Below are 20153 nucleotides of genomic sequence, written 5' to 3'. Positions count from 1 at the left end.
GCGCAGCCGCAGTGCAGTGTGCAATGACATCAGACCACGCCTACAGTCCTGCGAGACATGCCAGGCACGTCGCCGCCGGACTCAGTACCGCCACCCCAACTGGCGATACACCTTGGCCAGCACCCAGATCGGCCCGATCAGCAGATAGGTCAGATCGGTCAGAAAGCTCGGCTTGCGGCCTTCGATCTTGTGGCCCACAAATTGCGCAATCCATGCCAGCACGAACACCGACAGTGCGGTGGCGAACAATCCGGTCAGCCCGATGCGGCCTTCGATCAACCGGCACAGGCAGCCGAAGAAAAAGAAGATGCCCAGCATGCCCAGCCCGAGCGGGCGCGACAGCCGGTTGTAATACGACCACGCCGCAAACATCGACAGCGCTGCCCACACCCCGCTGCTGAACCAGGTGCCGCCCACCGGAATGCACCAGAGCAGGCCCACCACCGACCACAGGATGGCCGGCACCGCGACCACATGGATCAGCTGATTGGTGTCGTTGCGGTGATCGTCGGAATAGCTGGCGAAATAGCGCTCGATCGGTCGCGCGGTCGTGGTGCGTTCGGTCATGTTCCCTCCCAGGAATGACCCCAAGCATACGCGTGCGAACGGCTGCGGTGGCGCTCCACCGGTAACCGGGCCCCGCCACGCAACACTGGCATGGCGAGGCCCGGATAGCATCAGTTGACCGATACCGCGCTCCAGGCGGCTGCCACGGCGCGGTACTGGGTGGAGGTGCCGCCATACAGATCGGTGGCCGCGCTCAACGTGGCCCTGCGTGCGGCGGCGTAGTTGCTGGAGGAGGTCATGTAGACGGTGAGCGCGCGATACCAGATGCGGCTGGCCGCGGTCCGGCCGATCGCCGTCAACGCGGTATTGCCGTTGCAGACCAGCCCGGCCGGGGTTACGTTCCAGCTGGTGCCGGCACCGAAGCCGCTCGGCACTACCGCGCCTTCGGCCAGCAGATAGTAGAAATGGTTGGCCACGCCAGAGCTGTAATGCACGTTGAGCGAGCCCAGGCTGCTGCTGTAGCAATCGGGCGAATCGCCATCCAGGCTCGGCTTGAACATGTAGCGCAATGCCAGCGTGCCGCTGCTGTTGCCGGGGATGATCTTTTCGCCGATCAGATAGTTACCCGGCTGCGCACTGTTGTTGGCGGAGTACTCCACCATCGCGCCCATGATGTCGGACGTGGCTTCGTTCAAGCCTCCCGATTCGCCCGAGTACACCAATCGCGCAGTGCGGCTGGTCACGCCATGGGTCATCTCGTGGCCGGCCACATCCACCGACACCAGTGGCGTGAAGGTGCTGCCGTCGCCATCGCCGAAGGTCATGCAGAAGCAGCTGTCCTGCCAGAAGGCGTTGTTGTAACGACTGCCGTAATGCACGCGGCTGCGCGCACCGGCGCCATCGTTGGCGATGCCGCTGCGTGCATGCGCGGTGCGGTAGTAGTCCCAGGTCAACGCCACGCCGTAATGCGCATCCACCGCTGCGGTCACCGTATCGCTGTTGGCGCCGCTACCCCATGCATTATCGGCATCGGTGACCAAGGTGCCGTTGCCGGAGGTGCTGTTGCGCATGTTGTAGGTGGCACCGCTGCCGCGGCTCAGATCGGTCAATTCGTAACCGCTGCTGCAACGCGTCGTGGCCAACGCCACGCTGCCGGCATACAGCGAGCGCCCGGTGCCGGCCGCGCTGGTACCGCCTGCGCACGCGGTATGCACCGTGTCCCAGGATTCGAGGATGCGTTGATCCACTGCATCGACGATGTAATGCATTTCGGTGGGCGTCTGATCGGGTTTGATGCCGCTATAGATCACCTCATATACCAGTCGCGGCGTGCCTTGGCGCGCGTACAGCGCAAGGCTTGCGCGTGGTGCGGCGGCTTGCGGTACGTCGAACTGCCCACCTGCCACGCGCAAGGCGGTGGCGGCATCGATGCCCGGCAGCAGGCTGGGACGGACGCTGGTCTCCATGGTCTGACTCAACTGGCGCATCACGCCGCGCCGCGAATGCACCACCACATCGCCGCCGATGACCGGCAATCCCTGATAGGTACGATCGAAGCGCACATGCTCGGTGCCATCGGCATCGACGATGCTGTCGCGCGCGATGAAGGCATCGGCTGGCGCACGATTGGCCAGCGCTGCGGCGTTGTTCCCCAGCAGCGACTGCGCGCGCGATACCGCTGCAGTAGTAGTGGATAGATCAGCCGCAGTAGCGACAGCAGAAAACGATAGCGCGCAGCAGATGGCCGCGCCCAGGCGATGAAAATGCATGACGACTCTCTCCAGAAAACGTGCGATGCAAAGACCGGCGGCACCCCCCGACAGCCGGTCGCCGATGGCACCTCGGGTGCCGTCAGCTACGCTTGCACAGTCCCTAACTGGACAGTAGTAAAAGTTACAGATGTATCGCGTTCTGTGCGCCCGGCCACTTTGCGCTGCGCAGCGCATCGCAGAGATCTGCCCGTCCCATTGCACGCAGCGCATCGTCCGGCGTGCATCCGCGCAATCTCTCTGTCGCCCAAGCAACCATCCTCGGCAAGCCGATTGCCCTGTGCATCGCGCACATCAAGACGATTGAGTTCCTGCGGCAGCTTGTCAACGCCGTCGTCTACCCGCCTGCGTCTGCGCCCCCGAATTCCGGGAACGCTAACGTACCGAAATCCTTGGCGGTCAATTCCAGTGTGCTGTGTTGTTCGGTCTCGGATTCGGATTCGGGCAGGTCACGCATAACAGGGCAGATCAATCGGAAAGGACGCACGGTTCTCTGCTGAAACGTTGGCGGGCATGCCATTACCAGTGTCGTCGCTAGCGCGCTGATTACAGAGACTGGTCGTCCACCTCGACCAGCATCCAGCACGGGCGCCGGGCGAAGTGGTAGACCTGCTGATCGCCGGTGTCGGGCGTGCGGACCAGTACCTGTCGGCCATCGGCCTCTTCGGAAATCGTGACCTCGCGGCCGCCGTTGCGGGCTGCTTCCAGGTTCGGGATGACAGGCCATTGGACATTGGCCAGCGCAACCGTGCGGGTGACCGGCGTCGGCTCGGGCTGTGCGTCGGGGTCGAGTTCAATCATCGTCAGCGGATCGGCCGTGGCCTTTTCCTGTACCGCAATGTCTGCACTGAAGCTTTTCAGAAACGCAGAGAAGTCGGCGCTGGGGCAGGTTGTCGTCTGCGCAGGCGTGGCCGGAACGGTGGCGGATGCCGAAACTGCAGGTGCTGCATTCGCAGCAGGCGTCGCAGCGCCGCCAGGCTCTGCTTGCGGCTTGCAGGCAGCCAGCGCCAGGCTCAGTGCGAGAGCGTGCAGGGACGTTCGGAAAAGGGCCAAGGGATCCTCCTGATCGTAGCGGGGCAGCTGGAGCGCGGGCGGGATGCTATACGCGCGCTGCTTGCCAATGTGTGAAAGCTTGCGGCGTCGTGGGTTGCGCAAACTTGCCGGCATGCAGCAGGCCACTGTCCTTGCAGAACAAGCAGCCTGACGATGGCCCCGGTGCTTGCGTGAGTCCGTGGCCGTTGATTGCTGTCAGCGAGGCCAGGTTGTCTCGATCGAGCCTGCGCAAAGATCATCATGATTTGATCGTGGTTTGGCCGGAGATGTATCCGGCATGGCGCGGCTGACTATATCCCGTTTGAAAATACATCGAGTGCATCCGCACCCACCCATCCCTGTGCGCAGTCGCCGACATACTGGCCTGGGGCGGCGGCATGGCAACTCCCGCCGGGGACGCTCTTCGAGCGTTGGATCGGCCTGTCGCCATATGTTCCGCATGCCGGGTTGTTCTTGCATCCGGCAACACTGTCTGCAGGAATCGCAATGACGTAGTAATACAGAGGATTCTGTCCGGCACGGCCGATCGCTTGAATGCAGACGAGCTGGCCCTGCGCCAGCCTGGCTCTGGCGACCGCACGACTGCCAGTGGTCGGCGCCGCATCAAGTGCCTCCACCCCGCTTACCTGCGCCACGCCGGCAAACAAGCCCGCATCGCCACATGCAGGCGAGAGCTCTACGTCGTAGAAATCGCCGGCATCGACATTTCCGGCCGTGCAGCCTTTTGCCATGTTCGCATCGGCACACTGCACGCCGCTTGCCTGGAGAAACGTCGCGAGCCGGTCAGCGACGGAAGCGCCAGCAGACGCCGATGCGCGGGTTGCGGCAGACGCCGATGCCGATGCCGTCGATGTGACTGGCGGCGCGGCAGGGGTTGCTGATTCGCCGGCGCTGCACGCGCCTACTGCAAGCAGCCCGGGCAGCAGTGTGTTGCGTAACGCCGGCAATTTGCGGAATGAAAAATGTGAGAGTGCCATTGCGACTTCCTTGGCCAACAGACCGCGTCAGGTGCGTCCTTCAGCGCTCAATAAAGAGCGCTGCCCACCATTGCTGCTTCAGTGCAGTGCTAAAGCCCCGAGAGCGGGGCTCCAAAACTCAATCGACCGAAATACCCGCCAACCGCTGCAGTGCCTCGGCGTATTTTGCGCGCGTGCGTTCGATCACTTCTGCCGGCAGGCTCGGGCCCGGTGCGGTCTTGCCCCAGTCCAGCGTCTCCAGATAATCGCGCACGAACTGCTTGTCGTAGCTTGGCGGGCTGGTGCCCACTTCATATTGATCGGCCGGCCAGTAGCGCGACGAGTCCGGGGTCAGCATCTCGTCCATGATGTACAGGCGGCCATCGGCGTCGGTGCCGAATTCGAACTTGGTGTCGGCCAGCAGAATGCCGCGTTCGGCGGCAAAATCCGCGGCGAAGCGGTAAATGCGCAAGGTGGCATCGCGCACGCGCTCGGCCAGTTCGGCGCCCACGGTCTTGACCATCGCGTCGAAGTCGATGTTTTCGTCATGGTCGCCGACGGCGGCCTTGGTCGATGGGGTAAAGATCGGCTCGGGCAGTTTCTCGGCCTGGCGCAGGCCGTCGGGCAATTCGATGCCGCTGACCTTGCCGGTGCGCTGATAGTCCTTCCAGCCGCTGCCGATCAGATAGCCGCGCGCGATCGCTTCCACCGGCACCGGCTTGAGCTTGCGCGTGACCACTGCACGTTTGGCATAGAGCGTCGGGTCCACACCGTCGGGCAGCACCTGCTCCACCGCGATGTTGACCAGGTGGTTGGGCATCAGGTGGTCGGTCTTGTGGAACCAGAAATTGGAGACCTGGCACAGCATCTCGCCCTTGCCGGGGATCGGGTCCGGCAACACCACATCGAACGCGGACAGGCGGTCGGTGGCCACCATCAGCAGGTAGTCGCCGGGCGGCGCATCGGCGGGCAGGCGCTCGCGGGGAATATCGAAGACATCGCGGACCTTGCCACGATGACGCAACGGCAGGCCGGGCAGATCGGATTGCAACAGCGTGGTCGACACAGGCACTCCTAAGGACGTCGCTATGACGCTGTCCCCGGGACCCGGCGGGCCCGCGGGTGTGCAGCGGGCCGCGTAGTGTACGGCGCTTCGGCGCGCCCCGCTGGATTTATTGGCCGCCGCCGCACACTCGGTGTCGACGGCCCGTCAGCCAGGCCGGGCGGGCGTTCGGGTAAGATCGCCAGCCCGCCTTGCCGCCCCCGATCGCTCATGTCCTGGTACGGAAAACTGCTCGGCGCATTGGCCGGCGCCCTGCTGTTCCGCGGCGCGCCCTTCGTGGGGCTGATGATCGGCCTGGCCATCGGGCACGCGGTGGATGCCGGCTGGTTCAAGCGGCGCGCGGAAAACCCGTACGAAGCCCTTGGACTGGAGCCGGACGCCACCACGGCCGAGATCGATCTGGCCTATCGCCGGCTGATGTCGCGCTACCACCCGGACAAGGTGGCCAACGCCGACCCGGAAGCCCGTCGCCAAGCCGAAAAAAAAGCCAGCCAGATCAACGCCGCCTACGACCGGATCCAGCGGCTACGCAAGCGCTGACTGGATGAGGGGACTGTCTAGCGCGTTCTAAAGTTGGCAGCACGCCGGGTCGCCGCGCATCCCCAAAAAAACAGCGCCCCCAGCCCCAGCCCGGGGGGCGCTGCCATCAGGCAGTCATCAGAAGCGATACGTCGCCGTCAGCCGTACCGCATTGGTCGAAAAGTCGGTGTCGGTGCGGCGCAGGTCGGTGCCGGCCGGATTGACGCGCAGGAACGGGTTGGTGGCCGGCGCGGTGCCCGGCCCCACGCGCACGCGGGTGTCTTCGTCCTGCAGGCGGGTGAACAGGTATTCCACGCCCACCGAGACATGGTCGCTCAAATGACGCTGCAGGCCGACGCCGGCCTGATAGCCGTCGGCGCTGTCGCCGCCGCTGCCGGTGAAGCTGTTGGCGGTGTTGCTGCTGGCAAAGCTGTGGTCGAACTCGCCGCGCGCCACGCCGGCGGTGAAGTACGCCAGGTAATCGCCCTGCTGGCCGAAGGCATAGCCGATCCGGCCGCGCAACGCAGCGGTACGGTTGAGCTGGCGGGTGAAGGTGTACAGCGCAGGCGTGGTGCTGAAGGCGCTGACGCTGTCGCGGATGTCGTTGCGGGTGTACTCGGCCACGACGCCATAGACCCAGTTGCCGGCCTGCCAGTCGTAGCCCAGCCGCGCCCCGTATTCGGCGCCGCCCTTGTCCTTGCTGCAGCCGCTGGCCGGCGTGCGCCCGGCCGCCGCGCCGCCGCAAAAGCCGGGCGAGAACGCATCGGTACCGGTGGCGGTGCTGACCTGGTCGCCGTCGCGGCCATCCAGGTTGGTGTCGAAGCCGAAACGGCCGCCGGACACCCCGGCAGGATCGGCACCGCCCACATTGGCGCCTAGGGAAAAGCCGGACCAGTCGGCCGGGCCGGTTTGTGCCCAGGCCGAAGGGGCCAGGGCCAGCAGGACGAGAGCGGCGGAAGCGAGCGGGGTGGTTTTCATGCGGTCTCCTTGCATCTGGCGCGGCGCGCCGGTCTGGTACGTACGCGCTCGCGTCCGCTACGGATGCACCGGCGCCTGCGTTTTGCGACGCGCTCGTCCGTGCGGCCCCGCCGGGCGCACGCCAGGACGCTATCCGGACGATGCGGACTTGGGGAGGGGGGGGCGCCCCCTGCGGCGCTACCGATGCTCGCCTGGATGCCAGGCACGGCCGGACCCCTGCCATCCATGCGATGGTTGGGTCAAACCTCCGGCCGGGCTCGGCTTTCCTCGCCGGTCCCTGGTTGCGACAATGGGGCTCCTGCATTTTCCCGAGCTGCCCATGCAACCGACGGCAATCGCCCCGTCCATCCTGTCCGCCGATTTCGCCCGTCTTGGCGAAGAGGTGAACAACGTCCTCAAGGCCGGCGCCGACTGGGTGCACTTCGACGTGATGGACAACCATTACGTGCCCAATCTGACCATCGGCCCCATGGTGTGCCAGGCCCTGCGCAAGCACGGCATCACCGCGCCGATCGACGTGCACCTGATGGTCGAGCCGGTGGATCGCATCGTGCCGGATTTCGCCGAGGCTGGCGCCACGACCATCAGCTTCCATCCCGAAGCCAGCCGCCATGTGCATCGCACGATCCAGCTGATCAAGTCGCACGGCTGCCAGGCCGGGCTGGTGCTCAACCCGGCCACCCCGGTGGATATTCTCGATTGGGTGCTGCCGGAGCTGGATCTGGTGCTGGTGATGTCGGTCAACCCCGGTTTCGGCGGGCAGGCGTTCATCCCGTCGGCACTGGATAAGTTGCGCGCCATCCGCAGCAAGATCGATGCGCTGGGCAAGCCGATCCGGCTGGAGGTCGATGGCGGGGTCAAGGCCGACAATATCGGCGCAATTGCTGCCGCCGGCGCCGATACCTTCGTGGCTGGCTCGGCGATCTTCAATGCGCCCGACTATGCGCAGGTGATCGCGCAGATGCGCGCGGCGGTGGATGCGGTGCGATGAGCCAGCCGGTGCCGCAGATCCGTCCCGCCACACCCGACGATGTGCCGCTGTTGCATGAGCTGATCACCGCGTTGGCCGTCTACGAGCGCGAGCCCGACGCGGTCAAGGCCACTCCCGGCGACCTGCACGCCAGCCTGTTCGGCGAGCGCGCCACCGCGCATGCGCTGATCTGCGAGCAAGACGGCCAGGCATTGGGCTTTGCGGTGTATTTCTTCAACTACTCGACCTGGCTGGGCCGCAACGGCCTGTACCTGGAAGACCTGTTCGTACGCCCGGAAGCGCGCGGCAAGGGCGCCGGCCTGATGCTGCTGCGGTATCTGGCCCGGTTGGCGGTGCGGCGTGGCTGCGGACGCTTCGAATGGTCGGTGCTGGACTGGAATCAGCCGGCCATCGACTTTTATCAGGCGGTCGGCGCCCGCCCGATGGACGGTTGGACGGTGTACCGGCTCGATGGCGAGCGCCTGGCCGCATTTGCCGCGGGCGGTTGACAGCGGCCGGCAGACCCGGGCGAGCAGTCGAAAGCTGGACACGGGCGGCGCACTCAGCGCCGGAATCTGCCCGTGGTCCATGCCGTTACGAGCACCGCCAGTCCGCCTGACGCTGAGCGCAGTCGTTGTTGGTCGCTGCGCGCCCCGCAGCGCGCACAAAAGGAAGGCCGCTCCACCCGGAGCGGCCTTCAAGAAAATTGGAGGCTGATCCTGCCTCCGCCCGTCGTCCCTGCTATGGCCTTCTACTCTCCGGGTTGTCGATGACATGCCCATGACAGCCCGATGGCATTACGTATTCACGATCCACCCATCGGCGCGCTGCTAGCCTGCGGCCACCACCCTCACAGCATCGGCAGCGCGCATGGCCCCGTCCCACTGGCGTCTGATCCTCAACGGCAAGTCCACCGATAATCTGGACCTGCGTGAGGCGGTGGGGGAGTTGCGCAACCGCGGCGTGCAGCTCGAAGTGCGCGTCACCTGGGAAGAGGGTGACGCCGAACGTTACGTTGCCGAAGCGGTTGCCGATGGCGTGCAGACGGTGGTGGCCGCCGGCGGCGACGGTACCTTGAGCGAGGTGGCCGCCGCGCTCGCGCACCACCACGGCGATGCCGACAGCCTGCCATCGCTGGGCCTGGTCCCGTTGGGCACCGCCAATGATTTCGCCACGGCCGCCAACGTGCCGATCGAACCGCTCCACGCGCTGAACCTGATTGCCGAGCGCCCCGCGCACGCGATCGACCTGCTGCGCATCGACACCGCACATGGCCCCCACTGGTGCGCCAATGTCGCCAGCGGCGGCTTCGGGACCCAGGTCACGGTGGAAACCGACGAAGGCCTGAAAAAAATGCTTGGCGGCCTGGCCTACCTGATTACCGGCATGTCGCGGCTGGGCCGGATCGACCCGATCAGTGCCCGTTTTTCAGGTCCGGATTTCAGCTGGGAAGGCGAGTTCATCGCCTTGGGCCTGGGCAACGGGCGCCAGGCCGGCGGCGGTCAGGCGTTGTGCCCGGAGGCCTTGATCGACGATGGACTGCTCGACGTCACCATCGTGCCAGCGCTCAACGGCGAGGTGGCCGCCACGCTTGGCACCCTGGTCACCGGCGGAAAGCAGGCGGCGTTGGAACGCGTCGCCGTGCGCGCGCGGCTGCCCTGGCTGGAAATCCTCTCGCAGCAACCGCTCACGCTGAACCTGGATGGCGAACCGGAAACCTCGCTGCATTTCCATATCGACTGCGTGCCGGCACGGCTGCGGATGCATTTGCCGGTGGACTGCCCGTTGCTCAGCGAGTGAGCGCCTGGGTGTCGTGATTGGTGAGCCAGGAGTGGGGATTGATAGAACCTGACCATGCGGTGCGCACTGCTTTAAGCCCCTCTCGCTGCGGGAGAGCGGTTGGGGTGAGGGTTCCTGCGCCAACACCCATGCCGACACCAGGCGCACCTTGCCCTGCACCGGCGACCAACAACGCCTGACCTGCGGCGCACAGACGCATGACCAACGGCACGCGCTGCCCGCAGCGCCGCCAGTCCGCATCGGACGGCCTGCCCGACAACACCCAACCCAACCCAACTTCGCAATGTGCACCGCAGTTGCCTGTGCGCCTGCTGCCCTGGAGCGGCACTTGCGCTACAGTAGTGGCGTGTCCCGCCTGACGACTCCACGCTCCTTCTCTTCCGCTCGCCGCTGGTGGCGATGGTGGCCCGTTGCCGTCGTCCGCCCCGCCACAGAGTCCCGGAAGGAAAGTCGTCTTGATCACTGCAGAGCAGTTCCAGCGCCAGGCCGCTGAAGGTCACACCCGTATCCCCGTTGTCCGCGAAGTGCTGTCCGACCTGGACACGCCGCTGTCGGTCTATCTGAAGCTCGCCGACGGCGCTTACACCTATCTGTTCGAATCGGTCGAAGGCGGTGAGCGCTTCGGGCGCTATTCCATCATCGGCCTGCCGGCGCGGCGTGTGTACAGCTTCCGCGGCCACACGCTGGAAGTCAGCGAGCACGGCGAGGTCATCGACACCCGGCAGGTCGCCGATCCGCTGGCCGAAGTCGACGCGTTGCGCGCCGAGCATTCGGTGCCGCAACTCGACGGCTTGCCCGGCTTCACCGGCGGGCTGGTGGGCTGGTTCGGCTTCGAATGCATCCAGTACATCGAACCTCGCCTGGGCACGGGCGACAAACCCGATGAGCTGGGCACGCCCGACATCCTGCTGATGCTCTCCGAAGAGCTGGCGGTGTTCGACAACCTCAAGGGCCGGCTGTACCTGATCGTGCATGCCGACCCGCGCCAGCCGCAGGCCTATGTGCGCGCCAACCGTCGACTGGACGAGTTGGCGCACCGCCTGCGGCAGGGCGGCGCCGGGTATCCGCAGGCGCAGATTTCCGATGCCATCGACGAATCGGATTTCCATTCCTCGTTTACCCGCGAGGAGTACCACGCGGTGGTGCGCAAGGCGCAGGAATACGTGCGCGCCGGCGATATCTTCCAGGTAGTGCCATCGCAGCGGTTGCGCGTGCCGTTTCGGGCGCGCCCGGTGGATGTGTATCGCGCGCTGCGCGCGCTCAATCCCTCGCCGTACATGTATTTTCTCGATGTCGGCGGCACCCAGGTGGTGGGCTCGTCGCCGGAAATCCTGGCGCGCCTGCGCGATGGGGTGGTCACCGTGCGGCCGATCGCCGGCACCCGCCCGCGTGGCGCCACGCCCGAGCTGGACAAGGCGCTGGAAGAAGAATTGCTGGCCGACCCGAAAGAACGCGCCGAGCACGTGATGCTGATCGATCTGGGCCGCAACGACGTCGGTCGCGTCGCCGAAGCGGGCACGGTCAAGGTGGGCGAGCAGTTCGTCATCGAACGCTATAGCCATGTCATGCATATCGTCAGCGAGGTCACTGGCACGCTCAAGGCCGGCCTCAATTACAGCGACGTGCTGCGCGCCACCTTCCCGGCCGGCACCGTCAGCGGCGCACCGAAGATCCGCGCGCTGGAAATCATCCGTGAGCTGGAGCCGGTAAAGCGCAATGTGTATTCCGGTGCGGTCGGTTATATCGGCTGGCACGGCGATGCCGACACTGCGATTGCGATCCGCACCGCGGTGATCCAGGACGGTTATCTGTACGTGCAAGCCGGCGGCGGCGTGGTCTACGACTCCGACCCGGACCTGGAATGGCAGGAGACCATGAACAAGGGACGCGCGCTGTTCCGCGCCGTCGCCCAGGCCGCCAAGGGGCTGTGATGGACGGGCAGGGCAGCGCTGCGCGCATCAGTTTTCGCAACGATTACAGCGAAGGCGCGCATCCGCGTGTGCTGCAGGCGGTCGTGCAGGCCAGTGTCGAGCAGAACGGCGGCTATGGCACCGATCGGCATAGCGAGCGTGCGGCGGCATTGATTCGCGATGCCATCGCGCAGCCGCAGGCCGCCGTGCAGCTGCTGGTGGGCGGCACGCAGGCCAACCTGATTGCGATCAGCGCATTCCTGCGCCCGCACCAGGCGGTGATTGCGGTCGAAGCCGGGCACATCGCAACGCACGAGACCGGCGCCATCGAGGCAACCGGCCACAAGGTGCTTACCGTACCGGCGCTGCACGACAAGCTGACGCCTGCGGTGATCGCGCCGGTGCTTGCGGTGCACAGCAACGAGCACATGGTGCAGCCGCGGCTGGTCTATCTCTCCAACAGTACCGAAAGCGGCACCATCTACACGCGTGCCGAACTCGAAGCGCTGTCGCGCTTCTGTCGCGAACGCGATCTGCTGCTGTATCTGGATGGCGCGCGGCTGGGCGCAGCGCTGACTGCCAACGGTAACGATCTGGATCTGCCGACCATTGCCGCGCTCACCGATGCGTTCTACATCGGCGGCACCAAGAACGGTGCGCTGCTCGGCGAAGCCTTGGTCGTGATCCATCCCGCCCTGCAGGCCGATCTGCGCTATCTGATCAAGCAACGTGGCGCGCTGTTGGCCAAGGGCATGGTGCTCGGCGTGCAATTTGCCACCTTGTTCGAAGATGGCTTGTTCTTCGAGCTTGCCGCGCACGCCAACGCCATGGCGCAGCGCCTGCGCGCCGGCCTGCTGGCCGCAGGCGTGGAATTCACCAGCGACTCGCCAACCAATCAGCAATTCGTCGCCGTCACCGCGCAGCAGGCCGAGGGGCTCGCGCAGCGCTACGACTTCGAACGCTGGGAAACGCGCAGCGATGGGCGGCTGGTCATTCGCTTGGTGACCTCATGGGCGACCACGGCCGATGCGGTCGATCGCCTGTGTGCGGATGTCGCAGTTCTTCATCAAGATCCCCTATTTCAGGACCGCTTCTAGGATACAAGGATGATGACGATGAAAAGACTCGCAGGTTGGATGATCGCTGGCGCCCTGATGTTGCCCGCGATGGCATCGGCGCAGATCAATACCTTGCCATCGCAACCGCATTTGCTGGTGAAAGGGCAGGCATTTCGTACCGTCGATCCGGATCGTTTCATCGTCGATCTGAAGATCAGCAAGACCGACCTGCAGCCGGATCTGGCACGGCAATTCGTCGAGGAGCGCGCCAAGCAGGTCTTGCAGGGGCTTCAGCGCAATCACGTGATGAAGGATTCGCTCTACGCTTCGGCACTGTCGATCTCTCCGCAATCCCGCTACGAGAACGGCAAGCTGGCCTTCCAGGGAACCCAGGTGGAGCGCAAGATCCGCGGCACCTTCACGTCCTTGAAGGATGTGCGTGCCTTTCTCGGCGGACTGGATGCCAACGAGAATGTCCAGGTGCTGTCGATGCAGACAGCGTTCGCCGATGCGGCCGCATTGCGTGCAGCCCTCAAGCGCGAAGCGGCCACGCAGTCGCGCGAATCTGCCCAGGGGCTTGCCGCCGCCTACGGTGTGCGGCTTGGCGGGATCTACAGCATCTCCGATGTTGCCCCCAGCTTTGCCTACGGTGTCGAAGCAGGCACCTGGTCGGCACCCAATGCGCCAAGGCCGGGCTCGGTGGTCTCTCCGCCATCGCCGCCGGCCCCACCGCCGCCGCCCGCACCGGCTGCTGGCGTGCAGGGCGTGGGCGAAAGCCTGCTGACCGGCACCATCACCTACACAGAAAACATCTATGCGGTCTTCCTGATCGCGCAATGAGTCCCTTGCCATGCTGCTGATGCTCGATAACTACGACAGCTTCACCTACAACCTCGTGCAGTACCTGCAGGCGCTGGGCGCCGAGGTCACGGTGGTGCGCAACGATGCGATGAGCGTCGATGAAATCGCTGCGCTCAAGCCCGAGCGCATCGTGATCTCGCCCGGCCCGTGCACGCCCAACGAGGCAGGCATTTCGCTGCAGCTGATCGAACAGCTGGGCCAGACCACGCCGATCCTGGGCGTGTGCCTGGGCCACCAGAGCATCGGCCAGGTCTATGGCGGCGATGTGATCCGTGCCGGTAACATCATGCATGGCAAGACCTCGCCGATCCGCCACGAAGGCAAGGGCGTGTTCGCCGGCCTGCCGGACAGCTACGAGGCCACGCGCTATCACTCGCTGGTGGTGGACAAGACCACCCTGCCGGATGCACTGGAGGTCACCGCCTGGACCGAGAATCCGGATGGTTCGGTGGAAGAGATCATGGGTCTGCGCCACCGTCAGTTCCCGGTAGAAGGCGTGCAGTTCCATCCCGAGTCGATCCTGACCCAGCATGGTCATGCCCTGCTGAAAAACTTTCTGGAGCGTTGATCGCGATGCTCGCAACGCATGTTGCCGCCGGCGGCACGGCTTTCATCGACATCCATGCGCCAGCGCGTTACCGGCGCCGGCATGGCTGCCGCCAGCGCAAGGCGCAGTGGTTCGCTGACGGCTTCACTGCCGCACGCAGACATCGCTGCATCGCCGAGCAAGGCCTGCATGCCTCGCAGTTACCCAAGGTCATTTCGCGATGAACACGTCCAACGACAGCATGCATTTCTACGAGCCGGCGCAAGGCCACGGGCTGCCGCACGACCCGTTCAATGCCATCGTCGGCCCGCGCCCGATCGGCTGGATCGGCTCGCGCAGCGCCGAGGGCATCGCCAATCTGGCGCCGTATAGCTTCTTCAACGCCTTCAACTACACTCCGCCGATCGTCGGTTTTGCCAGCATCGGGCGCAAGGACAGCCTGCGTAACATCGAAGCCACCGGCCAGTTCACCTGGAATCTGGCCACACGCCCGCTTGCCGAGGCGATGAACGCAAGCGCCGCGATGGTGCCGTCGGAGGTCGACGAGTTCGCACTTGCGGGGTTGCAGATGGCGCCGTCGCGTGTGATCGATGCGCCGCGTGTGGCCGCAAGCCCGGTCAGTTTCGAGTGCCGGTTGAGTCAACTGCTGCAGCTGCACAGCGCAAGCGGCCAGGCCGTAGAAACCTGGTTGGTGCTCGGCGAAGTGGTAGGTGTGCATCTTGCGCATGCCGCGCTCGATGACGGCGTCTACGACCCGGCCAGGGTGCAGACCATTCTGCGGGCCGGTGGTCCGGCCGATTATTTCGAAGTGCAGCCGCAGGCGCGCTTCCGCATGCATCGGCCCGGGCAATGACCGACTGACCGCGTCGATTCGGTCCTGCGCACCTGGCTGCCTGTGCCAGCCCTGTGCGGTCACCCTTGCGCGACACACTGCAGGCCTCGCCTGCAGCCGTTTTCCACCTGTCTATGGCCGTTTCCATGCCCATCACGCCCCAAGAAGCCCTGCAACGCACCATCGAACACCGCGAAATCTTCCACGACGAAATGGTCGAGCTGATGCGCCAGATCATGCGTGGCGAGGTCTCGGACATGATGGTCGCCGCCATCCTCACCGGGTTACGGGTCAAGAAGGAAACCATCGGCGAGATCGCCGGCGCCGCCACGGTGATGCGCGAATTCTCGCGCCGCGTGGAAGTGACCGACCGCCAGCACATGGTCGACATCGTCGGCACCGGCGGCGATGGCTCGCATACCTTCAACATCTCCACCTGCGCGATGTTCGTGGCTGCAGCCGGCGGCGCCAAGGTCGCCAAGCATGGCAACCGCAGCGTGTCCTCCAAATCCGGCAGCGCCGACGCGCTGGAAGCATTGGGCGCGGTGATCGAACTGCAGCCCGAGCAGGTTGCCGCATCGCTGGCACAGACCGGTATCGGCTTCATGTACGCGCCGGTGCATCACCCGGCCATGAAGGTGGTAGCGCCGGTCCGTCGCGAAATGGGCGTGCGCACCATCTTCAACATCCTGGGCCCGCTGACCAACCCGGCCGGTTCGCCCAACATCCTGATGGGCGTGTTCCATCCGGATCTGGTTGGCATCCAGGCGCGCGTGCTGCAGGAACTTGGCGCCGAACGCGCGCTGGTGGTGTGGGGGCGCGACGGCATGGACGAACTCTCGCTCGGCGCCGGCACCCTGGTCGGCGAATTGCGCGATGGCCAGGTGCGCGAATACGAAGTGCATCCGGAAGATTTCGGCATCGCCATGTCGGCCAGCCGCAACCTCAAGGTGGCCGATGCGGCCGAATCGCGCACGATGCTGTTGCAGGTGCTGGACAACGTGCCCGGCCCGGCACTGGACATCGTCGCGCTCAACGCGGGCGCGGCCTTGTATGTGGCAGGCGTCTCCGACAGCATCGCTGCCGGCGTGGTGCGTGCGCGTGCGGTGCTGGCCGATGGTTCGGCGCGCGCCCGTCTGGACGCGTATGTCGCCTTTACGCGTCAGCTCGGTGCATCGCGCTGACCATGCATCCGGCCGCAACGTTGCGGCAATCGCGCGGCCGCATCCTCACCCCTCCAATGGGCATGCTGCGCATGTTCGCGTGCAGCAACGGCCCGTTGTGGTCGTCTTGACCGATAATGCCCGCCCGCCAGGACCCGATACCATGAGCGATATCCTCAACACCATCCTTGCCCGCAAGGCCGAAGAAATCGCCGAGCGCAGTGTGCGCGTGCCGCTGGCCGAACTGGTCGCACGCAGCGCAGACCTGCCGCTCACGCGCGGGTTCGCCGCCGCCATGCAGGCCAGTATCGCCGCTGGCGAGCCTGCCGTGATCGCCGAAGTGAAGAAGGCCAGCCCGTCCAAGGGCGTGATCCGCCCGGATTTCCATCCGGCCGACATTGCGGTCAGCTACGAATTCGGCGGCGCCAGCTGCCTGTCGGTGCTGACCGATGTGGATTTCTTCCAGGGTTCGGATGCCTATCTGCGCCAGGCGCGCGACGCCTGCACGCTGCCGGTGCTGCGCAAGGATTTCACCGTCGACCCGTACCAGGTCTACGAAGCGCGCGTGCTGGGGGCCGACTGCATCCTGCTGATCGTCTCGGCGCTGGAAGACGCGCAGCTGGCCGATCTCTCCGGCCTGGCGATGCAACTGGGGCTGGACGTGCTGGTGGAAGTGCACGACATCGACGAACTCGAGCGCGCGGTGCAGGTGCCGGTGCCTCTGATCGGCATCAACAACCGCAATCTGCGCACCTTCGAAGTGTCGCTGCAGACCACGCTGGACATGCGCGCTGCAGTGCCGCGCGACCGCATCCTGGTCACCGAAAGCGGCATCGTCACCCATGCCGACGTCCAGCTGATGCGCAGCCATGGCGTGAACGCGTTTCTGGTCGGCGAGACCTTCATGCGTGCGCCCGAACCCGGCGAGTCGCTGCGTCAGCTATTCTTCGCGCATGACTGAGTCGTTTCCCGCACCGCGCGACGATGCGCCGCTGGTGGTCTTCGATTTCGACCACACCATGTACGATGGCGATTCGGGCAGCCATCTGTTCGCCTGGTTGATCAAGCGCAACCCGCTGCGTCTGCTGGTTGCGCTGCTGGCCTCGCCGATTCTCGGACCCATGGTGGCGATGCTGCCCACCCGCCGCCGCGGCGTATCCGGTTACGTCTGGATTGCCACCTTCGGCCTGCACCGTGCGCGCGAGTTCAATCGTTTCATCGACGCTTACGTGCTCAAGCATGAAGCGCAGATCCGGCAGCGCCTGCTTCCGCACGCACTGAAGGTCTTCACCGACCACCGCGCTGCCGGCGATCGCGTGGTGGTCGCCACCGGCGCGCCGCCCGAGCTGGCGCGCGCGATTCTCGGGTTCGTGGCCCATCAGGACGTGCCGGTGATCGGCAGCCTGGTCGGGCCGCGGCTGGGCGCGGTCACCGCGCGGCGCCACTGCCACAACGAAGAAAAGATGCGCATGCTGCGCGAGCGCGGTTACGCCGACATCGCCATCGCGTATTCGGACAGCACCGCAGACCTGCCGCTGTTGAAGGCTGCACGCGCGCCGGTGGTGGTCAATCCCAAGGCCAATCGCGAAGAGCTGTTCCGGCAGGTGCTGCCCGCCGGCACGCCGATCCTCAACTGGGGTTGCCGCGACCGTGGAGGCAAGGCGCTCTGAGACAGGCGCAAGCGTCTGGCCAAGACATTGCCCAGTCGCACCGACAGACCGCCCGTCTCGCAGGTGATTGGTCGGCAGACGCCTGAGGCTGCTGCGATCAACGGATCGTCAGGACTGTGATGCAATCGCAGTACAGACCGTGCGGCCTGATCGGTTGCAAACTCTCTTATAAGAGGTATCGCGCAAAACCGCGCCATCGAGTGGTGCCAAGCGAGCGCTAAAGCACAGAGCGGCACTGTCTTGGTTGTGACATCGGCAGGCAGCCAGTGCACTGGGCACTGGCTGCGCCGTGCGCTTAGCGCGTGCCGTACAGCACGACGGTCTTGCCGCGTGCATGCAGCAAGCCATCGGCCTGCAGCTTCTTGAGCACCCGTCCGGCCATTTCGCGCGAGCAACCGACCAGGCGTGCGAGCTCCTGCCGCGAAACACGCAGCTGCGTGCCCTGTGGATGGCTCATCGCTTCCGGTTCCTTGGACAGATCGTGCAAGGTGCGCACGATGCGGTCGGTCACATCCAGGAACGCCAGGCGGCTGGCTTTCCTTGTGGTATCGAGCAGCCGTTTCGAAAGCTGAACACCCAGCGCGTACAGGATGCGGGGGGCATCCGGCGACAGGCTGGTCTGAAACAGCTGCTGCAGGCGCTCGTAGCTGATCTCCGCCAATTCGCACTGGGTGCGGGTGCGCAGGATCACTTCGCGCGTGTCGGATTCGATGAACAACCCCATCTCGCCGACGAACTCGCCGCTACCGAAGTAGCCCAGCACCAACTCACGATCGTCATCTTCCTCGGCAATGATGCTCACCGAGCCGCTGATCACATAGTAGAGGGTGCCGGCCGGGTCTCCTGGCCGGAACACATCGGTCCGGGTCGGATAGCGCCTGCGGTGGCTGTGCGCCAGAAAACGCTCGATGGTGCCCGCGTCCAGCGCCAGTGAAGGGGTAGCGTTACGTACCGTCGTAGTGACAACCGTCGTGTTTCCTGGGCTCATGGTAGTTCCGCGTGTAATTCCTGAAGCTTAACGGCATGAGTCATGCAAGGTAAACCATTCTCAACATCGGCATTTCGTTGCTGGGATCTTTGGCTCATAATTGACTCCTTTCCCGCTTTCCATAAGGACAGACCGACGTGGTCAAGCCGTTGCCTCGCCTGAGGCTACAGGGGTTCAACAACCTCACCAAGGCGTTGAGCTTCAACATCTACGACGTCTGTTATGCGCGTACCGAAGAAGAGCGTCAGCGCTACATCGAGTATATCGATGAGCAGTACGACGCCGATCGTCTGACGCAGATCCTGACCGATGTGGCCGAGATCATTGGCGCCAACATCCTCAATATCGCACGTCAGGACTACGATCCGCAGGGCGCATCGGTGACGATCCTGATCTCCGAAGAACCGGTGATCGACAAGAAGCAGGCCGGTAAGGAGCTGATCTCCGACGCCGTGGTTGCTCATATGGACAAGAGCCATATAACTGTCCATACATACCCGGAGACGCATCCGCAGGAAGGCATCGCCACGTTCCGCGCCGACATCGATGTCGCCACCTGTGGCGTCATCTCGCCGCTGAAGGCCCTGAACTACCTGATCGAAAGCCTGGAATCGGACATCGTGATCATGGACTACCGCGTCCGTGGCTTCACCCGCGATGTGAAGGGCAAGAAGCACTACATCGACCACAAGATCAACTCGATCCAGCACTTCCTCGCCAAGAACGTGAAGTCGCGCTACGAGATGTTCGATGTGAACGTCTATCAGGAAAACATCTTCCACACCAAGATGCACCTGAAGGATTTCGACCTGGACCAGTACCTGTTCGAGGAGCGTGCCAAGAACCTGTCGTTCAAGGAGCGCATGAAGATCGAGACGCTGCTCAAGCGCGAGATCGAAGAGCTTTTCCATGGGCGTAACCTGAGCGAGTAATCGTAAAGAACGACCGGTTGCGCCCTTGTTTCAGGTGCGTCAACGACTCAAGGCGGGACGGCCCGCCACGCGATGACCTCGCGTTCCACAGCCGACGGCGGCCCAGTGTGCAGACACTGGGTCGCTTTTTTTTTTGTCCGTTTTTTCTGTGAGGAGTACTGCAATGCCCTGGATCTATCTTGTACTGGCCGGCCTGTTCGAAATCGGCTTCGCCATGGGCCTGAAATACAGCGACGGGTTTACGCGGCTGTGGCCAACCGTGCTGACGATCGGCCTGGCCGGCATCAGCCTGTGGTTCTTGACCCAGGCGCTGAAGACGATTCCGGTCGGTACCGGCTACGCGATCTGGACCGGCATCGGCGCACTGGGCGTGACCATTGCCGGCATCGCCCTGTTTGGCGACAGCGCATCGTGGTCGCGTCTGGCCTGCATCGGGCTGATCGTCGCCGGGGTGATTGGATTGAAGTTGGTGTCGTAGTCAGCTCCGCTTCGCGGTTCTGACCCCCAAGATTTGCTTTGCAAATCTTGGGCCCCGACTTCGTGGCTACCTATCCCCGCGCCTTCGGCGCGCCCCCTT

At 64.6% G+C, this 20153-nt stretch carries 22 protein-coding genes; 15 read left to right on the top strand and 7 right to left on the bottom strand.

The genetic code is table 11. From position 1 onward, the window contains the following. Positions 1–81: 81 nt before the first annotated feature. From FHY18_RS13030 to FHY18_RS13010, 5 genes are all read right to left on the bottom strand, one after another. Positions 82–567 carry an Mpo1-like protein gene (locus tag FHY18_RS13030; RefSeq protein ID WP_259155815.1) on the bottom strand — a complete coding sequence of 162 codons (486 nt, stop codon included), beginning with the start codon at positions 565–567 and terminating at the stop codon, positions 82–84. 110 nt (positions 568–677) lie between these two features. Further along, complete coding sequence (locus FHY18_RS13025) at positions 678–2276, bottom strand: M4 family metallopeptidase (RefSeq protein WP_259155814.1); 1599 nt, start codon at positions 2274–2276, stop codon at positions 678–680. Between the two features lie 546 nt (positions 2277–2822). Beyond that, entirely contained in the window at positions 2823–3329 is a 507-nt protein-coding gene (locus FHY18_RS13020) for a hypothetical protein (protein WP_259155813.1), read from the bottom strand. A 290-nt stretch (positions 3330–3619) separates the two neighbouring features. Continuing rightward, on the bottom strand, positions 3620–4306 hold the full coding sequence (locus FHY18_RS13015) for a hypothetical protein (RefSeq protein WP_259155812.1): 687 nt from the start codon (positions 4304–4306) through the stop codon (positions 3620–3622). 118 nt (positions 4307–4424) lie between these two features. Continuing rightward, complete coding sequence (locus FHY18_RS13010; RefSeq protein WP_259155811.1) at positions 4425–5351, bottom strand: phosphoribosylaminoimidazolesuccinocarboxamide synthase; 927 nt, start codon at positions 5349–5351, stop codon at positions 4425–4427. 207 nt (positions 5352–5558) lie between these two features. Here FHY18_RS13010 and FHY18_RS13005 point away from each other — a divergent pair, with 207 nt between their 5' ends. Beyond that, entirely contained in the window at positions 5559–5888 is a 330-nt protein-coding gene (locus FHY18_RS13005; RefSeq protein WP_046963407.1) for a J domain-containing protein, read from the top strand. A 117-nt stretch (positions 5889–6005) separates the two neighbouring features. Here FHY18_RS13005 and FHY18_RS13000 read toward each other — a convergent pair whose 3' ends face one another. Then, positions 6006–6845: an outer membrane beta-barrel protein gene (locus tag FHY18_RS13000; protein ID WP_259155810.1), complete on the bottom strand. Its 840-nt coding sequence runs from the start codon at positions 6843–6845 to the stop codon at positions 6006–6008. Positions 6846–7134: 289 nt separating this feature from the next. Here FHY18_RS13000 and rpe point away from each other — a divergent pair, with 289 nt between their 5' ends. The 12 genes from rpe (at position 7135) to FHY18_RS12940 (ending at position 17656) form a co-directional block, all read left to right on the top strand. After that, complete coding sequence (rpe, locus tag FHY18_RS12995; RefSeq protein WP_259155809.1) at positions 7135–7836, top strand: ribulose-phosphate 3-epimerase; 702 nt, start codon at positions 7135–7137, stop codon at positions 7834–7836. Next, a complete protein-coding gene (locus tag FHY18_RS12990; RefSeq protein WP_259155808.1) occupies positions 7833–8324 on the top strand; it encodes a GNAT family N-acetyltransferase in 492 nt (163 codons plus the stop codon). Before rpe ends, FHY18_RS12990 begins: the two co-directional genes overlap by 4 nt. A gap of 361 nt (positions 8325–8685) precedes the next feature. Further along, on the top strand, positions 8686–9615 hold the full coding sequence (gene yegS, locus FHY18_RS12985; protein WP_259155807.1) for a lipid kinase YegS: 930 nt from the start codon (positions 8686–8688) through the stop codon (positions 9613–9615). A gap of 455 nt (positions 9616–10070) precedes the next feature. Next, on the top strand, positions 10071–11546 hold the full coding sequence (gene trpE, locus FHY18_RS12980) for an anthranilate synthase component I (protein ID WP_259155806.1): 1476 nt from the start codon (positions 10071–10073) through the stop codon (positions 11544–11546). Beyond that, positions 11546–12622, top strand: a complete 1077-nt coding sequence (locus FHY18_RS12975; protein WP_259155805.1) for an aminotransferase class I/II-fold pyridoxal phosphate-dependent enzyme — start codon at positions 11546–11548, stop codon at positions 12620–12622. Before trpE ends, FHY18_RS12975 begins: the two co-directional genes overlap by 1 nt. Positions 12623–12640: 18 nt before the next feature. Then, on the top strand, positions 12641–13423 hold the full coding sequence (locus tag FHY18_RS12970; protein ID WP_259155804.1) for an SIMPL domain-containing protein: 783 nt from the start codon (positions 12641–12643) through the stop codon (positions 13421–13423). 10 nt (positions 13424–13433) lie between these two features. Continuing rightward, entirely contained in the window at positions 13434–14012 is a 579-nt protein-coding gene (locus FHY18_RS12965) for an aminodeoxychorismate/anthranilate synthase component II (protein ID WP_259155803.1), read from the top strand. Between the two features lie 5 nt (positions 14013–14017). Beyond that, complete coding sequence (locus FHY18_RS12960; protein WP_259155802.1) at positions 14018–14215, top strand: hypothetical protein; 198 nt, start codon at positions 14018–14020, stop codon at positions 14213–14215. Then, positions 14212–14844 carry a flavin reductase family protein gene (locus FHY18_RS12955; protein ID WP_259155801.1) on the top strand — a complete coding sequence of 211 codons (633 nt, stop codon included), beginning with the start codon at positions 14212–14214 and terminating at the stop codon, positions 14842–14844. The genes FHY18_RS12960 and FHY18_RS12955 overlap by 4 nt, the downstream gene beginning before the upstream one ends. Positions 14845–14969: 125 nt before the next feature. After that, positions 14970–16007, top strand: coding sequence for an anthranilate phosphoribosyltransferase (trpD, locus tag FHY18_RS12950; protein WP_259155800.1), 1038 nt, complete (start codon positions 14970–14972; stop codon positions 16005–16007). A gap of 142 nt (positions 16008–16149) precedes the next feature. After that, the gene (trpC, locus tag FHY18_RS12945; protein WP_259155799.1) at positions 16150–16947 is read left to right on the top strand and encodes an indole-3-glycerol phosphate synthase TrpC; all 798 of its coding nucleotides are present in this window, start codon (positions 16150–16152) and stop codon (positions 16945–16947) included. Next, positions 16940–17656 (top strand): haloacid dehalogenase-like hydrolase, encoded by a 717-nt coding sequence (locus tag FHY18_RS12940; protein ID WP_259155798.1) that lies wholly within the window; start codon positions 16940–16942, stop codon positions 17654–17656. Before trpC ends, FHY18_RS12940 begins: the two co-directional genes overlap by 8 nt. Positions 17657–17951: 295 nt before the next feature. On the opposite strand, the gene crp is transcribed toward FHY18_RS12940, so the two are convergent. Then, positions 17952–18644, bottom strand: a complete 693-nt coding sequence (gene crp, locus FHY18_RS12935) for a cAMP-activated global transcriptional regulator CRP (protein WP_029218612.1) — start codon at positions 18642–18644, stop codon at positions 17952–17954. A gap of 137 nt (positions 18645–18781) precedes the next feature. On the opposite strand from crp, the gene speD reads away from it, so the two are divergent. Together speD and FHY18_RS12925 are read left to right on the top strand one after the other, a co-directional pair. Next, positions 18782–19576: an adenosylmethionine decarboxylase gene (speD, locus tag FHY18_RS12930; RefSeq protein WP_005990692.1), complete on the top strand. Its 795-nt coding sequence runs from the start codon at positions 18782–18784 to the stop codon at positions 19574–19576. A gap of 163 nt (positions 19577–19739) precedes the next feature. Then, entirely contained in the window at positions 19740–20054 is a 315-nt protein-coding gene (locus FHY18_RS12925) for a multidrug efflux SMR transporter (protein WP_005990694.1), read from the top strand. The last annotated feature ends 99 nt before the right edge of the window (positions 20055–20153 follow it).

Source organism: Xanthomonas sp. 3793 (assembly GCF_024806835.1).
Classification (GTDB): domain Bacteria; phylum Pseudomonadota; class Gammaproteobacteria; order Xanthomonadales; family Xanthomonadaceae; genus Xanthomonas; species Xanthomonas arboricola_F.
Note: the sequence above shows the minus strand (reverse complement) of the source record. Positions and strands in the feature narration are given on the sequence as shown.

Excerpts from the sequence above, each read along its gene's own strand:
- FHY18_RS13030 (WP_259155815.1), bottom strand. The coding sequence starts at position 567 with ATGACCGAACGCACCACGACCGCGCGACCGATCGAGCGCTATTTCGCC.
- FHY18_RS13025 (WP_259155814.1), bottom strand. The coding sequence starts at position 2,276 with ATGCATTTTCATCGCCTGGGCGCGGCCATCTGCTGCGCGCTATCGTTT.
- FHY18_RS13015 (WP_259155812.1), bottom strand. The coding sequence starts at position 4,306 with ATGGCACTCTCACATTTTTCATTCCGCAAATTGCCGGCGTTACGCAAC.
- FHY18_RS13005 (WP_046963407.1), top strand. The coding sequence starts at position 5,559 with ATGTCCTGGTACGGAAAACTGCTCGGCGCATTGGCCGGCGCCCTGCTG.
- FHY18_RS13000 (WP_259155810.1), bottom strand. The coding sequence starts at position 6,845 with ATGAAAACCACCCCGCTCGCTTCCGCCGCTCTCGTCCTGCTGGCCCTG.
- rpe (WP_259155809.1), top strand. The coding sequence starts at position 7,135 with ATGGGGCTCCTGCATTTTCCCGAGCTGCCCATGCAACCGACGGCAATC.
- FHY18_RS12990 (WP_259155808.1), top strand. The coding sequence starts at position 7,833 with ATGAGCCAGCCGGTGCCGCAGATCCGTCCCGCCACACCCGACGATGTG.
- yegS (WP_259155807.1), top strand. The coding sequence starts at position 8,686 with ATGGCCCCGTCCCACTGGCGTCTGATCCTCAACGGCAAGTCCACCGAT.
- FHY18_RS12975 (WP_259155805.1), top strand. The coding sequence starts at position 11,546 with ATGGACGGGCAGGGCAGCGCTGCGCGCATCAGTTTTCGCAACGATTAC.
- FHY18_RS12970 (WP_259155804.1), top strand. The coding sequence starts at position 12,641 with ATGAAAAGACTCGCAGGTTGGATGATCGCTGGCGCCCTGATGTTGCCC.
- FHY18_RS12965 (WP_259155803.1), top strand. The coding sequence starts at position 13,434 with ATGCTGCTGATGCTCGATAACTACGACAGCTTCACCTACAACCTCGTG.
- FHY18_RS12960 (WP_259155802.1), top strand. The coding sequence starts at position 14,018 with ATGCTCGCAACGCATGTTGCCGCCGGCGGCACGGCTTTCATCGACATC.
- FHY18_RS12955 (WP_259155801.1), top strand. The coding sequence starts at position 14,212 with ATGAACACGTCCAACGACAGCATGCATTTCTACGAGCCGGCGCAAGGC.
- trpD (WP_259155800.1), top strand. The coding sequence starts at position 14,970 with ATGCCCATCACGCCCCAAGAAGCCCTGCAACGCACCATCGAACACCGC.
- trpC (WP_259155799.1), top strand. The coding sequence starts at position 16,150 with ATGAGCGATATCCTCAACACCATCCTTGCCCGCAAGGCCGAAGAAATC.
- FHY18_RS12940 (WP_259155798.1), top strand. The coding sequence starts at position 16,940 with ATGACTGAGTCGTTTCCCGCACCGCGCGACGATGCGCCGCTGGTGGTC.
- crp (WP_029218612.1), bottom strand. The coding sequence starts at position 18,644 with ATGAGCCCAGGAAACACGACGGTTGTCACTACGACGGTACGTAACGCT.
- FHY18_RS12925 (WP_005990694.1), top strand. The coding sequence starts at position 19,740 with ATGCCCTGGATCTATCTTGTACTGGCCGGCCTGTTCGAAATCGGCTTC.